Annotated in this window: 9 protein-coding genes; 7 read left to right on the forward strand and 2 right to left on the reverse strand. The window is 73.4% G+C overall.

Features of this window, described 5'->3' with window-relative positions; translation table 11 throughout:
• Window positions 1-7 precede the first annotated feature (7 nt).
• The 4 genes from OG618_RS36835 to OG618_RS36855 all read left to right on the forward strand — a co-directional run bounded on the left by OG618_RS36835 (window position 8) and on the right by OG618_RS36855 (window position 5,707).
• Window positions 8-1,048 carry an ABC transporter permease gene (locus tag OG618_RS36835; RefSeq protein WP_329484986.1) on the forward strand — a complete coding sequence of 347 codons (1,041 nt, stop codon included), beginning with the start codon at window positions 8-10 and terminating at the stop codon, window positions 1,046-1,048.
• Window positions 1,045-2,034, forward strand: coding sequence for an ABC transporter permease (locus OG618_RS36840; RefSeq protein WP_329484985.1), 990 nt, complete (start codon window positions 1,045-1,047; stop codon window positions 2,032-2,034). The genes OG618_RS36835 and OG618_RS36840 overlap by 4 nt, the downstream gene beginning before the upstream one ends.
• Window positions 2,031-3,707, forward strand: a complete 1,677-nt coding sequence (locus OG618_RS36845) for an ABC transporter ATP-binding protein (RefSeq protein ID WP_329484984.1) — start codon at window positions 2,031-2,033, stop codon at window positions 3,705-3,707. Before OG618_RS36840 ends, OG618_RS36845 begins: the two co-directional genes overlap by 4 nt.
• Window positions 3,708-5,272: 1,565 nt before the next feature.
• The gene (locus OG618_RS36855) at window positions 5,273-5,707 is read left to right on the forward strand and encodes an RICIN domain-containing protein (protein ID WP_442906979.1); all 435 of its coding nucleotides are present in this window, start codon (window positions 5,273-5,275) and stop codon (window positions 5,705-5,707) included.
• A gap of 233 nt (window positions 5,708-5,940) precedes the next feature.
• Here the strand turns inward: OG618_RS36855 and OG618_RS36860 are convergent, their stop codons facing one another.
• On the reverse strand, window positions 5,941-6,552 hold the full coding sequence (locus OG618_RS36860; RefSeq protein WP_329484981.1) for a helicase associated domain-containing protein: 612 nt from the start codon (window positions 6,550-6,552) through the stop codon (window positions 5,941-5,943).
• Between the two features lie 51 nt (window positions 6,553-6,603).
• On the reverse strand, window positions 6,604-7,365 hold the full coding sequence (locus OG618_RS36865) for a hypothetical protein (RefSeq protein WP_329484980.1): 762 nt from the start codon (window positions 7,363-7,365) through the stop codon (window positions 6,604-6,606).
• 1,516 nt (window positions 7,366-8,881) lie between these two features.
• Between OG618_RS36865 and OG618_RS36870 the strand changes: the two genes are divergently transcribed.
• The 3 genes from OG618_RS36870 to OG618_RS36880 all read left to right on the forward strand — a co-directional run bounded on the left by OG618_RS36870 (window position 8,882) and on the right by OG618_RS36880 (window position 11,783).
• Complete coding sequence (locus OG618_RS36870; protein WP_329484979.1) at window positions 8,882-9,802, forward strand: hypothetical protein; 921 nt, start codon at window positions 8,882-8,884, stop codon at window positions 9,800-9,802.
• Between the two features lie 553 nt (window positions 9,803-10,355).
• Window positions 10,356-10,559, forward strand: coding sequence for a hypothetical protein (locus tag OG618_RS36875; RefSeq protein ID WP_329484978.1), 204 nt, complete (start codon window positions 10,356-10,358; stop codon window positions 10,557-10,559).
• A 696-nt stretch (window positions 10,560-11,255) separates the two neighbouring features.
• Window positions 11,256-11,783, forward strand: a complete 528-nt coding sequence (locus OG618_RS36880) for a hypothetical protein (protein ID WP_329484977.1) — start codon at window positions 11,256-11,258, stop codon at window positions 11,781-11,783.
• The last annotated feature ends 2,813 nt before the right edge of the window (window positions 11,784-14,596 follow it).

A 14,596-nucleotide genomic window follows, 5' to 3' on the forward strand; every position in this document is an offset into this window, starting at 1 on the left:
GACAACCATGGCACCACACGAACCCAGAGCCGGGGAGGCCCCCGCGGCCTCCCCGGCCACCGGGGGGCGGCAGGTGTGGCGGCGGCTGCTCGCGCGGCGCGCCGTCCTCGCGGCCGGCCTCGTCATCGTCCTGCTCGTCCTGATCGCGGCGGCGGCACCGCTGCTCGCCGCGATCGAGGGCCAGGACCCCACCAGTTACCACAACGACCTGCTCGACTCGGCGGCCGGCGGGGTGCCCACCGGCTCCTTCGGCGGCGTCGGCGCCGAGCACTGGCTCGGCGTCGAACCGGGCACCGGGCGGGACGTCTTCGCCCGGCTGGTCCACGGTGCCCGGATCTCGCTGCTCGTCGCCGTCGGGGCCACCCTCGTCCAGGTCGCGATCGGTGTCCTGCTCGGGCTCGCTGCGGGCCTCGGCAGCCGGCTGCTCGACCAGCTGATCGGCAACACCACCGAGGTGATGCTCGCGCTGCCCACGCTGGTCTTCGCCATCTCGCTGATGGCGATCGTGCCCTCCTCCTTCCCCCGCCCGCTCCTGCTGACCATGGTCATCGGGCTGCTGGGCTGGTCCGGCACCGCACGGATCGTCCGGGCGCAGACGCTCAGCCTGCGGCAGCTCGACTACGTGGCCGCGGCCCGGCTGGCCGGTGCCACCCGGTGGCGGATCGCCCGCCGGGAGCTGCTGCCGTCCCTGGCCGCGCCGGTCATCACCTACGCGGCGGTCCTGCTGCCGTCCAACGTGATCGCCGAGGCCGGGCTGTCCTTCCTCGGGGTGGGAGTCAAGCCGCCGACTTCGTCGTGGGGCCAGATGCTCTCCGGCGCGACCACCTGGTTCCGCGCGGACCCGATGTACGTGCTGCTCCCGTCCGCGCTGCTGTTCGCCACCGTGCTCGCGTTCACCGTGTTCGGCGACGCCGTCCGTACCGAGCTCGACCCCCGGGCGGCCTCCCGGCTGCGGGTCGGGACGGTGCGTGGCAGCGCAGGGCCGGCGGCGGAGGGGTCCGCTTCGAGCGCCGGCACTTCGAGCGTCGCAGAGGAGGCCACCGCATGACCCGCTTCCTGCTCCGCAAGGCCGTCGGCATGGTCGGCGTCCTGTTCGCCCTCTCGCTGATCGTCTACGCGGTGTTCTACATCGCCCCCGGCGATCCCGCCCAGCTGGCCTGCGGCGAGAAGTGCAGCCCCGCCCAGGTCCTCCAGGTGCGCGAACGGCTGGGCCTCGACGCGCCCGTCCACCTGCAGTACGCCCACTTCCTCCAGGGCGTCGTGGCCGGCCGCGACTTCAGCGCCGGGACGGGCGTGCTGCACTGCCCGGCGCCCTGCCTGGGCGTCTCCTACCGCAGCGGCGAGCAGGTCACCGACATGATCACCGCCCGGCTCCCGGTGACGGCCTCGCTGGCGCTCGGCGCGATGGTGCTCTGGCTGGTCCTCGGGGTCGGCGCCGGCCTGCTCTCCGCGCTGCGCCGGGGCCGGCTCAGCGAGCGCCTGCTGACCGGGCTGACGCTGGCCGGCACCTCCGTGCCGGTGTTCGTCATCGGCCTGGTGCTGCTCATCGTCCTGTGCGCCCAACTGCAGTGGCTGCCGTTCCCGAGCTACGTGCCGCTCACCGAGGACCCGCAGCAGTGGTTCTGGGGCCTGCTGCTGCCCTGGGTCTCGCTCGCGCTCATCGAGTCCGCCAAGTACGCGCGGCTGACCCGCTCCTCCATGCTGGAGACCCTCGCCGACGACCACATCCGGACCTTCCGGGCGTACGGCGTCAGCGAACGGCGCCTGGTGACCAGGCACGCGCTGCGCGGCGCGCTCACCCCGGTGATCGCGCTCACCGCCATCGACCTCGGGACGCTGTTCGGGTCTGCCGTGCTGACCGAGTCGCTCTTCGGCCTCCCGGGGCTGGGCAAGCTGCTGGTCACCTCGGTCGGCCTGATCGACCTGCCGACCGTCGTGGGCCTCACCCTTGTCACCGGCTTCTCCGTGGTCCTCGCCAACGTCATCGCGGACGTGCTCTACGCGGTGACCGACCGAAGGGTGGTCCTGACGTGAGCGCCGCATCCCTGGTCGACGTCCGGGACCTGGTCGTCGACTTCCCGGTCGGAACCGGCCACGTCCGCGCCGTCGACGGCGTGGGCTTCACCCTGGAGGCTGGGCAGGCGCTCGGCATCGTCGGCGAGTCCGGCTCCGGCAAGAGCACCGTCGCCTACGGACTGCTCGGCCTGCACCGCGGGACCGGCGCCCGGATCGGCGGCTCGGTCCGGGTCGCCGGCGTGGACGCCGTCACCGCCGAGGGCGACGAACTCCGGCGTCTGCGCGGCGGGTTGGCGGCGATGGTGTTCCAGGACCCGCTCTCCGCCCTCGACCCGTACTACGCGGTGGGGGACCAGATCGCCGAGGTCGTCCGGGTGCACCGGGACATCTCCCGCCGGGACGCCAGGGCCCGGGCCGTCGAGGTGCTCGACCGCGTCGGCATCGCCGACGCCGCCCGGCGCTCACGGTCGCGTCCGCACGAGTTCAGCGGCGGCATGCGCCAGCGGGTGCTGATCGCGATGGCCCTGGCCTGCGAGCCGCGGCTGCTGGTCGCCGACGAGCCGACGACCGCGCTGGACGTCACCGTCCAGGCCCAGATCCTCGACCTGCTGCACGAGCTGCGCGCCGAGACCGGGGCCGGGCTGGTCCTGGTCACCCACGACCTGGGCGTGGTCGCCGGGAGCGTCGACCGGGTGCTGGTGATGAAGGACGGCCGGGCGGTGGAGCACGGCCCGGTCGCCGAGGTGCTGGGCGCTCCGCGCGAGCCGTACACCCGGGCGCTGCTGTCGGCGGTGCCCCGGGTCGACGCCCCGGAGGCTTCGGGCGCCCCTGCCGCGCCTGCCGAGCCGGCCGGGGACGAGGTCCTGCTCGAAGCCGTCGAGCTGCGTCGCGAGTTCGCCACCCGCGGTGGCCCCGTCCGGCACGGCGCCCCCGTGGCCGCCGTGGACGGCGTCTCGCTCACCGTCCGCGCCGGCGAGACACTGGGCATCGTCGGCGAGTCCGGCTCCGGGAAGACCACGCTCGGGCGGATGCTCGTCCGGCTGCTGGAGCCGACCGGCGGCCGGCTCCACTACCGCGGCCGGGACATCGGCGCGCTCGGGGAGAAGGACCTGCGCCCGCTCCGGCGGGAGCTGCAGATGGTCTTCCAGGACCCGGTGTCCTCGCTCAACCCGCGCCGCACAATCGGCGAGTCCGTCGCCGACCCGCTGCGGATCGCCGGCGAGAGCGACGAGCGCCGCATCCGCGCGCGGGTCGGCGACCTCCTCGAACGCGTGGGGCTCGACGCCGACTGGTACCACCGCTATCCGCACGAGTTCTCCGGCGGGCAGCGGCAGCGGGTCGGCATCGCCCGGGCGCTGGCCCCCCGGCCGCGCCTGATCGTCTGCGACGAACCGGTCTCCGCGCTGGACGTCACCACGCAGGCCCAGGTGGTCGAGCTGCTGGGCGAGTTGCAGCGCGACCTCGGCCTCGCGCTGGTCTTCATCGCCCATGACCTCGCCGTGGTCCGCCAGGTCAGCGACCGGGTCGCGGTGATGCGGGCCGGGCGGATCGTGGAACAGGGCGACGCCGACGCCGTGTACGACGCCCCCCAGCACGCCTACACCAAGGGCCTGCTGGCCGCCGTGCCGGTGCTGGACCCGGTCGAGGCGACCGCCCGGCGCCACGCCCGCCTCGCCGCCGCCGGGGTCTGACCGGCCCGACCGGCCCCCGGCAGCGGCTGGCTCTTGACCCCCGGCTCCCGGCTCCCGGTCCTACGGCTGGGAGCCGGGAGCCGACCGCACGTCAGGGCCCGCCCGGCGCCGCCACGGACGGCCGGCCCGCGGTCGGCCCGTCGAAGCCGGTCACCGCAGGGGCTCCCCGGCCTCCACCACCCGTACGGCCCGTTGGACGGGCAGGCCGCTGCGCTCGTTCTGCAGGTCCCACAAATCCCGGCTTGAATGGCCTCTGACCGGCGCTTCTCGTGAGTCGGGTGGGAATCGTCCGGTTCGTCCATCGGGAGCATCGAGCCGGTGTTCCCGGTCGGGCCTCCATTCACGATGGAGACCCGACCAGTCCTGACCTGCCGACTTCGTCGGTGTACGGGATCCGCGGGAGTGTCGCGGGAATCCCACCGCCGCCCGCTACGCCCACTCCATCCCGTGTTCGGTGAGTTGTGAGTTCCTGCTGCTACACCGAGGCTTGAACAGCTTCTGATCGGCGTATCTCGTGCGTTCGGTGGGAATCGTCGGGTTCGTCCGGTGGGGCGTCGAGCGGTGTTCCTGGTCGGGCCTTCGTCTACGCGGGAGGCCCGACCGGCCCTGACCTGCCGACGTCGTCGGTGTACGGGAATCACGTGAGTGTCCCGGGAATCCCACCGCCGCCCGCTACGCCCACTCCATCCCGTGTTCGGCGAGCTGCGCGAGCCGGCCCGCGCTCAGCTTTGCCCGCCGGCTCTTCTGGGTGTTCAACCAGGTGCCCAGCGCGAGGTGCGACACGATCACCTGCTCCTCGCCGCCGGGGGCCGGCCTCCACGGTCTCCGCCGGCTCCTTGTGTGGGCGCCGGACGTTGGCGTGGCGCTCCCGCGCACGAGGTCGGCGGGCGGCGGTTCGGGAAGTTCGCGGTGCGAGGCACCCCCACCCGCGGGCGCCGGGACCAGGGTGTTCGCCCGGGCCGGCAGGACGGCCACGGCGAGCGTGGCGGCACGACGCCACCCGGGACGAAGTGATCATGTGTTACGACGGCCTGCCCCCGCCGCCCCGGGCGGCAAGGTCACCCGCGGCGGCGCGCCCCGAGCGCTTCGTTGACCATCACGCACCGGGCGCGACGAGCCTTCCGGGTCACCTGGCTCGAACGAGCCAATGCCGCCGCCGTGCTACTGGGCGACGCCGAGCCCACCTTCGCCCCGGCGACCTGACGGACCCGCCGTCGCCCGCCGGGCTTCTCCACCTTCCTCAACGGAGCCGACAGGGGTGGGGCGCGGGCCCCGCCGCGGCGATCGGGCGGTGCGGACACGGGGACGTGCCCGGTGTTCTGACATGACTTCAGAAATAGTTCTGAGGTACCTGCAACCTCCGGGGGCTCCGCACGTCTATGAGGTTGAGACGGTCGGGAAGTCCGGGTGTCTCATCCGAACCACATCTGCAGGGACCCATGGGGGGAACCATGAACGACCACTTCACCACCACGCGCCGCCTGGGCTCCGCCGCCGCCGCGGTCGCCCTCGGGCTGGGGGCCGGGCTGCTGGCCGCCGCGCCCGCTTCGGCCTCGGCCTCGGGGATGTCCTACGTCCCGCTGTCGGCCGACTCCACCGTGGCGTTCCAGAACGCGGCGACCGGCAAGTGCCTGGGGGCGGCGGACTTCCGTACCGATGACGGCGCGCCGGTGCGTCAGTCGGCCTGGTGCGGTGACACCGCCCAGCAGTGGCGGGTCAGTGACGGCTTCGTCGTCAACGTGTACAGCGGCAAGTGCCTGGAGGTGCCGGGCTGGAGCACCGCCCAGGGGACCGCGGTCGTCCAGTGGACCTGCAACGGCGGTGCCAACCAGCGCTGGGGGAAGGTCAACGTCGACGGCGCCACGATGGCCGTCATCAACTTCAACAGCGGCCTCGTCCTCGATGTCGCCGGCGGCGACCCGAGCGACACGGCTCCGGTGGTCCAGTGGTCCTCGGGGGGTTCGGCGAACCAGCGGTGGACCCTCAACCCGGTCGGCTGATCCGCCCTCGGTCCCCAGTGTGAGTTCCTGCCGCTGCGCCGGGGCTTGAATGGCCCCTGACCGGCGCATCTCGTGAGTCCGGCGGGAATCGTCTGGTTCGTCCGCTGAGGCGCGTCGAGCCGGTGTTCCCGGTCGGGCCTCCGTCTACGAGGGAGGCCCGACCGGCCCTGACCTGCCGACCTCGTCGGTGTACGGGAATCACGTGAGTGTCCCGGGAATCCCACCGCCGCCCGCTACGCCCACTCGACGCCGTGTTCGGCGAGTTGGGCGAGCTGGCCCGGGGTGAGCTTGGCCCGGCGGGCTTTCTGGGTGTTGAGCCAGGTGCCCAGGGCGAAGTGCGACACGACCGCCTGCTCCTCACCGTCGGGGCCGGCCTCCATGGCCTCTACTGGCTCCTTGTGCGGACGGGGGACCCGGGGATGCCGCTCCCGCTCCACGAACTGGGCGATCGCCGCCAGGCCCTGGGCGAACCGGTCGCCGCGGGACACGGTCGGCTTCGCCTCGGCCGCGGCCTTCGCAGCCACCAACTCCTGGTCCTCCTCGATCCCGATCGCCGCCAGCAGGCCCCGCTGATCGGCCTCCAGGCCCGGCCAGCCGGCCCGCTGCGCCCGTACCCAGCGGCCGAGCTGCTCACCCTCGAACACCGTGTCCACCGGCAGCCGCGCCCAGTCGACGCGGCCGTCGGAGTCGAGCCACCACAGCCGGGCGACCGCGTAGGTGCGCTGCCAGGTGACCGGCCACACCGGGCACCAGAACGGGTCGATCTCCTCCAGCGCCCGCCGCCATGTCCAGCCGGTGGCTGCTGACCTGTCCTGCTGGTCCGGTGGCCCCCGCCCGAGGGCCAAGCCGGTACCACCAGTGCTACCGCCGTGTGCCCAGGCAGCCGGTTCGGCGCCTCAGTCCAATAGGGAGAAGTCGAGGCGGATCAAGATGTCCTCAAGATCGATGGCCTCGTCAGCACAGAACCCCCGCAGCTCGTCCCAGTACTCCGACACGTCATCGAGCTGGCCCCCGCGCAGGCTGATCACGGCGGGATCCCCGTCCTCCGGCACCCACAACTCCGCGACGTCGGCCCGCTTCAACTCGTCGCAGACGCTGACCAGCTCGTGCTGCCTGATCTGCAACCGCCGCATGACGAGCTGGAAGTCGGGGGGCTCCTCCAACCCGGCGACCAAGGCCAGGACCTGACGTGCCGGCAGGGTCAGCGTGCCCACAGCCGTCGCGAGGCGGTTGAACGCGCTGATGCTCTGTGCTTCCTCTTCTGGGGTCAGCCCCAGGTTCTCCCAGTCGTGAAAGCGGCGCAGGGTGGTTGCGTAGGCGACCGTGTTGTCCTTGGTGACGTCGCGGTATGCCGCCTCCATCTGCTGCACGCTGTGGCGGTAGGGGGCTTCGTGGCGCTCCTTCATGCCCCGGAGGAACTCCGAAGTGAACTCGCCGCGCGAGGACTTGTCGTCGATGTTCTTGGCGTGGTTCTTGCAGAGCAAGATCAGGTTGTTGTGGGCCCGGAGGTCATCGAGGTCCTTGCCATCCCAGTCCTCGTGCCGAGCGCTTGTAGGCTCGGCGCCGATGATGTGGGCGATCTCGCCGATCCAACCGTTCTCGGCGGTGACGAGCCGTACCTTGCAGTCCTCCCACGCGCACTCGTTGCCGCTGAACACGAGCAGCTGGCGTACGACCTGGTCGTGGGGGTCCCGCCGATTCCGCGCTGTGCCGTCCTTCCTCAACCGACCCGCCATCACATGCCGCCTTCCTTGCCAATCCGCCTCTATGACGGGACATCAGCCTAGAGGGAGAAGCGGACCCCTATGGCGACGGCCCCGTCCCGCCCGCCGCTGCCCTCCCAGCACGGGGAGATGAGCGACGAAGCCGTCATCGCCCGAGTCCTCGACGACCCGCGACTGGCCGCGAAGACCGCGAAGGCGTTGCGCTTGCGGAGGCAGCAAGCAGCGCGGGCCGATCAGCCGCCTGCTCCCTGAACCGCGCCCCCGCCTGCCCGGCCCACCTGCTGCCTGGCTGCCGGTTGCTGCCGGAGGCGGGTGGTGAGGTGGTTGCGGGACCGGCTGTTGGTGACGAAACTCCCGCCTGCCCGTCCCGACTGGAGTGGGCCGCCGTGGCGGCCGGCCGAGGTTGACCTGTTCCGGCAGGTGCCGCACGGCGCGCCGTTGGGCGATCAAGTCCGCGATGGACGTGGACGGGGGCTGCTACCTGCAGTGATGGTGCTCTGGTTTGGGTGGGGGTGGTCCACCCGTCCGGCTGGGTCTGGCCTGCTGACCGGTGCCGGGGTGGACTGCCCCGCCGGGCGTTGCCGCTCGGGTAGTCCACCCCGGCATGCCGGTCGCCTGCCCGGCCCGTCTGGTCGCCTGTCCGGCGCCCTTGCTTGCCGTCCCGGCCGCCCTTGGCTGCCTGGGCTGTCCTGTCCCCCGGATGTCTGTCGTTCGGGGTGCTGGGGGTTTCGTGACGGGCCGCTCTGCTCCGCCCTCGGCTGGGTTCCGGTTCGGGTCCCGGTGTGTGACCTTGTCGGATTTCTGGCGCGGGTAGGGCCTTCTGGTAGACCAATCTGGGCGTGCGGCCGACCCCTGTCAGGCGGTCTGGCGGCACTCCGGGGTATGCCGGGTTCGGCGACGGCGTGTGGTCACCGCCCCGGCCGGCCGGGGTTCGGCGGGCGGTCTGGGGACCGGGGCCGCTGTGGGGTGCTCCGGCGAATTGACGGCGCCTCGGAAATGCCGCCGGTTTTCGGCTCTGGCTTTCCTCTCGTATTCAGCCGGAATTTCGTTGCTCGGGCTGCTTTGGCGGGTGGTTAATTCATGCGGGAGTTCGCCGGGAGTTCGGGGGCGGGGAGCGGTGTGGTTCGGGCGGCGGCCGTGCCCGGCTCGCAGCCATCCCCGGCGCGGGGGCGGCGGAGGTCGCCGTTCGGGGCGCGCGGCCGTTCCGGGTGGCTGGTGGTCCGGCTGCTCCCCGTGCTGCCCCTCTGGGGCCAGAGGGTGAAGCTGGGCGAGCACCCGCGCGAGCGGGGGTCTCCTGTCCGGCGTGCAGACCGGCGTCGCGGGGCTGCTCCGTGCCGCTCGGGCGGAGGTCAGGCGGTCGCCGACTGCGGCTTCGTCAAGCGCGGCCGCGGGATACCGAAGACGAGAATTCCGTGTCGCGCCCCCGTCCTCCCGCCATAGGGTCCAGCCCATGCACTCTGACCAACTCCAGCTCTCATCCCAGCGGTGGATGACGGCCGCACTGACGGCGTTTGCGCAGGGACCGGAGTCGCATGACTTCGCCGTTCACCATGCTGGGATCGCCGCTGAGCACATGCTCAAGGCCTACCTGGCCTCGCTCCACCCGGCGCTGATCGCCGAGCGGGACTTTGACTCGCTTCTCCATGCCACCGGTCATGGCACGCACGCGTCTGTCCCCGCCAGCCGGGCGAAGACCATCGGACTGGTCGACGCTCACGACCGGGTGCACAAGATCCTCCGCACCCAAATGCCGGTCGCCAAGCAGGCGCTCGGACCCGTCGCGAACGCACGCAACGGAGTTGCCCACAGTGGTGTCTATGACGTTGCCGAGGTGCAGTTGGTTTTCACCACATGCCTTCGGCTGATCGACCCGCTGCTTACCGAGCTAAAGATAGATGCGGATCGCTACTGGGGCAGCTACCGGCCGCTGCACGACCGGCTGATCGAGGAGCGCGTCGAAGCCACCCGTATCCGCCTGGAAGGCAGGCTGGCCAGAGCAAGGGCCGCCTTCGAGGAACGCTACGGGCACCTGAATGAGAGGGAGCGAGCACTCGTACTGGCTGCGGTCACGCAGCAGGGCACGACGCTCGCCAATGAGCACAGCGTGCTCAGGACCTGCCCTGCCTGCAGCTCGGATGGCTGGTTGACGGGCGACCTCAACCTCGGCTCCCTCCGCGGTGTGGCCGGGCCCAAGGCCGTCGTCGTCTTCATCTCGCCTTACATCTTCGACTGCTCCGCCTGCGGCCTTGAACTCGTCGACGAAGAGCTTTACGAGCTGGGCGACGACTTCACCGACGAGGTCGTTCTCGACGATCCGCCGGAAGACTTCACCTGGGACCCGATCGAATGGCTCTACCTGGAGGACGTGTGACCGGCTGACCCAAGGCCGAGACGAGCGCCGACCCCTGGCCGGCCGCTCCTGGCTGCCGTCGCCTCCGGCCGCCGTGCCCCGGTCCCGCCGCCGTCCCCGGCGGCCGCGTCTGTTCGGGGTGGTGGTGGCCGGGCTGCTCCCCACCGCCGAGTGCGTTCGGCCTGTCTGCCGCTCCGGCTCCGGCCCCCGGCCGCTGCTCCCGGCCCCCGGGCGGCTGCGCCTGGTCGTCGTGCTGCTCCCGGGGTCCGGGAGCGGGTAGCGCACCTGCGGGCTTTCTCGTGGTGGTGGCTCGGCGCACTGATGGCGGGTGCGACACGGTGTTGCGTCAGGGGTGCGACACGGGGCCGTGTTACGGGTCTGACCAGCTGTTATGTGACCGCTTCCGGGGGCGGGGAGGAGTAGCGGTCCTGCCGTGCCTGGCGGTCGCTGCCGGGCCCCGGCTCCCGGCCCGGCGCCGGTTTGCTGCGCCTGGCCGCCGCTGCCTGGCGGCCGCTGCCGGGGTCGCGTGGCGGGTACGGGGCGACGATTTGTACGGCACGCGCAGGAGCTGCTGGTGGTCCTGGTCCGCGCCGCGGATGGTGAGCTGGTGTTCGACGGCGAGCACATGCTGACCACCTCGACCCGGGCGGTCGACGGGGCGATCAGGGACGTCCTGTATGAGCCGCTGCCGGCCCGGTGCCGCTGCGTCTGGTCGTCGCTTGCGGGTCCGGTGTTGCTGTGTCCGGCTCGTCGGCGGTCGGAGCTGATGGCTGGGTGATTGCGCGGCAATCACCCAGCGGCGGAGGCCTGACGGCCCTCGCCGGGCACCGGCAGCGGCCCTCACGCAGGCCGTCCCGGCCCGCCCGGCCCGCTGTGCCTTGCCGTCCTGGTCGCCGCTCGCCGGTGGTCGGCCCCCCTGCCGGGGCCCGCTGCGGCTGTGCCTGGTGCGGTTGCGTCGGCTGGTCCGCCCCGGCCTTCTGCTGGTGGTGTTCGGTGGCCTGGTGGCGGGTGCAACGTGGTGTTGCGTCGGGGTGTGACGCGGGGCTGTGTTTCGGGTCTGACCAGGGTTTATGTGGCCGTCGGCGGGGGCGGGCGTGTTGCGCCGCTGTGTTGCATCGATCGTGCCGGTCCGCCGGGGCTCGGCTGCTCCCTGCCCGGCCCGCTGGCCCGCTGGCCCGCTGGCCCGCTGGCCCGCCGGCCGCCGCCATGCCCCGCCCGTTGCTGCGCCGTGCCGGTGTCGAGCGGCTGCTCCTGGTCGCCGTTCCCGGGCCGGTCCCCGCCCGCCGCCAGCCCCCTGCCGGGCCCGCGCTGTTCCCGTCTCGCCCTGGGCGCCGTCGCCGCGGCTGCTCCCGTCGTGGCGACCTGCTGTCTTCGCTTGCCCGGGTGTGGGGTGGGACCTGCGGGCCCTGCGCGCCGGGGGGCAGCGGCGTTCGGAGGGCTCCCGGCGGGGGTGAGGCGGGCCGACCCGGGTGTCGTGTTCGTGTCCGTCTTGGTGGGCATGGTGGTGGGCATGGCGACTCGGGCACACACGGACGGGGTACGGCTGGCCGGGCAGGCCGCAGAGGTCAGACGCGAGATCGGCAACGACTGGTGGATTCCGCTGGTACGCCGTCTGTCGCGCGGGCGCTGGCGCGTGAATCGGAGCCGGCCGGTTGTCCGGGACCTGGGCTCGCCCTGGCAGGACACGGTGGCCTCGGAACGGACCGGGTGGCGCACGCGCGCGGCCTGGCTGCACGGCGAGCACATCTTCGCGGTCGACTACCGGGTCTGCCGACGCTGCCGGATCGGGTGGGTGGAAAGCCCTGCCACCTTCGAACCGTACCGCCGCTGCGGCCTGGCCACATCGGGCCTCATCGCGCTGCGCGCCGATCACCCCGGCCTGACCTGGCACACCCTCGGCGGGCACTTCCCGGTGTCCCGGCCCTTCTGGGAGAGCGTCGGCAGCGGCGTTCCCGGCGGCTATGAGCAAGGACCCCTCTGCCCACACGTTGATCGAGGCTAGCCGGACAGCCTCGGGAAGGAGATCGGCGCACCCACGCCCCGGAAGCACGTCGGAACAGGCACCCCTGAACAGGGGGTGCAACCAGGGCCGCCCCCACCGGCCGGGTGGCCCCGGCCGGTGGGGGCGGCCGTCCCGGCTGGGTCGCCGCCGTGTGGTGCGGGTGCAGCGGCTGCTGCTGGCCGTCAGGGTGGGTTCGGCGGGCTGGTGTGGTCGGTCCGTCGGGTGGTTCCGGTCCCGGGGGCCGTAGGCCACCGCCTGCGCCTGCCACGGCCCTGCCGCCACCGCCCCGGTGCCGCAGGAACCCGCGCCCCGCCAGCGGCCCTTCACTGGCCCGCTGCGGGGCCGTCAGGCCCCGGCCCCCGACCACCACCGGTCCGGCCGCCAGGCCGGCACCCCCTTCGCGGCCGCAGGCCGCCCGCGCGAGGACCAGGAGGCGGTGGTGCCCGGCTGCGCCCCGCCCCGCCCCGCCCCGCGCCGCTGCCCACCCGGCCCCGCCCCGCCTGGCGTCGTACGGATTCCGGAAACCGGCCCTGAATTCCACCGTGCCGCTCGTGAATTCCGCTCACGTGCTGCCGGACCGGACTGTGCTGCGCCCGCCTGCGGTGTCTCCGGCTGTCCCGTGATTCACGGTGCGAGGCAGCGGCCGGTGTCACCAGTTCCGATGCTGGTCATTCCGCCTGTCGGACGCGCTCCGGTGGTCTCCGGAACGCGCCAGGATTCCGCCGCTCCGACTTCCCGGATTTCCTCCCGGAACGACCAGCCGGAACGGCTCCGGCGATCCATGCGATTCCCTGGCCTGTTTCACGGTCCGGCCCGGTCGTGTTCGGCCTTCGGAAACCGGTCCGCCCGCCGCCGCATTCAGCGCCGGAATCACGCCCGCTTTCACTGCTGCGAGCACTGCCGGTTTCCCCTGTGGAGTGCCTTCCCGGGGCTGCCTCGATTCGCCGTCGTACCGGTCGCTGGATTCGCCCCGCACCCCGTACCGGAAGTGCCCGCCCGCCGCCCGCCCGCCGCCGTGTCCGGTGCCCCCGCCCGTCGCCTGCCCCGTGCCCCGCTGCGCCGCGCTGCTCTGCTGCTCCGGGCCCGGTGCCAGCCGGCCGCCCCGGGGGCGGGCTGTTCCCGGCCCCCGGGGGAGGGGGACGTCCTGCCTGCCGCTGCTTCCCGGAACGCCGGCTCCGGCTCCGGCTTGCGGTGCTGGGCGCACCCCGGGGGAGGTACCCCGGGGCGGGGTGACACCCGCAGGGGTGTGCCATCGTCCCTGGGGGCTGTAGGCCGCCCGGCCCGGCCCCCATCGCCTGGCCCGCCCCGCCACCGCGCCCCCCGGCACCACCCACCCGGGCCACGTCCGTTGTGCCCCCGCCAGGGGGCCGCAGGCCACCGCCACGGGCCGCCTGCCACCCTGGCCGGTGCCGCAGGCCCGGCCCGGTCACCCGCCCGCTGCGGGGCCGCCGGGCCCCGGCGCCCGGTCTTCCGCCGGTGCGGCCGTCAGGCCGGCACCCGCCGCGGCCGTCAGGCCGCCCGCGTGTGAACGGGTGGCTGTTGGAGGGCTGGGTGGTGGTGCGGTGCTGCGCCCCGGACCGGGGTCGCCTCCCGCCCGCCGGCCGTGTGGTGCTGCTTCCCGTGCTGCCTTTCCGGGGCCGGGGGTGGAGTCCCTGACAGCTCTTGCATCTCGACCCCCGAGTCGCCGACACCTTTTGCATCGTCGTCCTGCCGCAGGCCGGAGGGTTGCCGGTGCTGTCCACGAAGGGGGTGGTGGTGGGCGCCGGGGGTGGGTTCGGTGCCGGGCCGACAGTGCCCGCCGCGCCCTGCCGCAGGCCCGCGCCGTACCCGCCTGGTGCTGTCGCCGCGCTGCGGTGGTGGCCGCCGCCGCACCCGCCGGGGACGGGCGCGGGGCCGCTGTCGCGCTCGGGGGTTGGCACCGTCGAGTGGTACGACTACTTCCTCTACCGCGCCGCCGCTGCCCCGGGGAGGGCCCGTCACCGAGCCGCCGGGTGCCGGGCCGACGCTGGTGCCGGTGGTGCCCGGCGGGTGGCTCGGCGGCCTCCTGGTGCCCGCCGCCGTCGCGGCCGATGCCGGGGCCTGCCTTCGCCCGCCGCCCACCAGCACCCGCCGCCGGTGCCTTCTCCCGCTGTCCTCCAGCACCCCTGCGGCCCGCTGCTCCTGGGCCCTCCGCCGTGTCCCGGCCGCAGGCGCCAGCCCCGCCCTCCTGCTGCCGCTCCCGGCCCGCTGCGGAGCCCGCCAGGGCGCCGTCCGGCCCCGTCCCCTTCCCGGAGGCCGCAGGCCGCCCGAGGGACCGCCCAGCACCCCCGCCCCAGGGCCGCAGAGGCACCGGGGCCCCACCGCTGCGCCCCGGGGCCGATATCGGGTGATGGCCCTCTACCGACAATTCGCGGGATATCGTGAACGGAAGGCCCGACGAATTCGCCGTCCCGTCAGGGATGGCCCTCCTACCGGCAATTCGCGCCACATCGTCAACGCTGCTCGGACACCCCGCCAGGGGAGGCCCCTATAACGGCGATTCACGCCACATCGTCAACGCTCCCGGCCGCAGGCCGGAACGGGCCCCAAGGCGGGCCGCAGGCCCGTGCCGCCCTGACGCCCATCACCCACCAAGTTGAGGCCCCGCCAGGGGCCGCCCCGGGCAAGCCAATTCGCCGCAGGCGAATTGCCCCCGCCACCCACCCACCCCGCCCGGCGCAGCCGCGCCCCGAGGCGCAGCCCCGGGCCAGCAACCACGCAGGGTGACGGCGCAGCCGGCACCCCCGGCCCTGGCGGGCCGTCAGGCCCGCTGCAGCGCCGCCAGGCGCTGCCTA

Source organism: Kitasatospora sp. NBC_01246 (genome assembly GCF_036226505.1).
GTDB lineage: Bacteria > Actinomycetota > Actinomycetes > Streptomycetales > Streptomycetaceae > Kitasatospora.

Excerpts from the sequence above, each read along its gene's own strand:
- OG618_RS36835 (WP_329484986.1), top strand. The coding sequence starts at position 8 with ATGGCACCACACGAACCCAGAGCCGGGGAGGCCCCCGCGGCCTCCCCG.
- OG618_RS36840 (WP_329484985.1), top strand. The coding sequence starts at position 1,045 with ATGACCCGCTTCCTGCTCCGCAAGGCCGTCGGCATGGTCGGCGTCCTG.
- OG618_RS36855 (WP_442906979.1), top strand. The coding sequence starts at position 5,273 with ATGTCCTACGTCCCGCTGTCGGCCGACTCCACCGTGGCGTTCCAGAAC.
- OG618_RS36870 (WP_329484979.1), top strand. The coding sequence starts at position 8,882 with ATGCACTCTGACCAACTCCAGCTCTCATCCCAGCGGTGGATGACGGCC.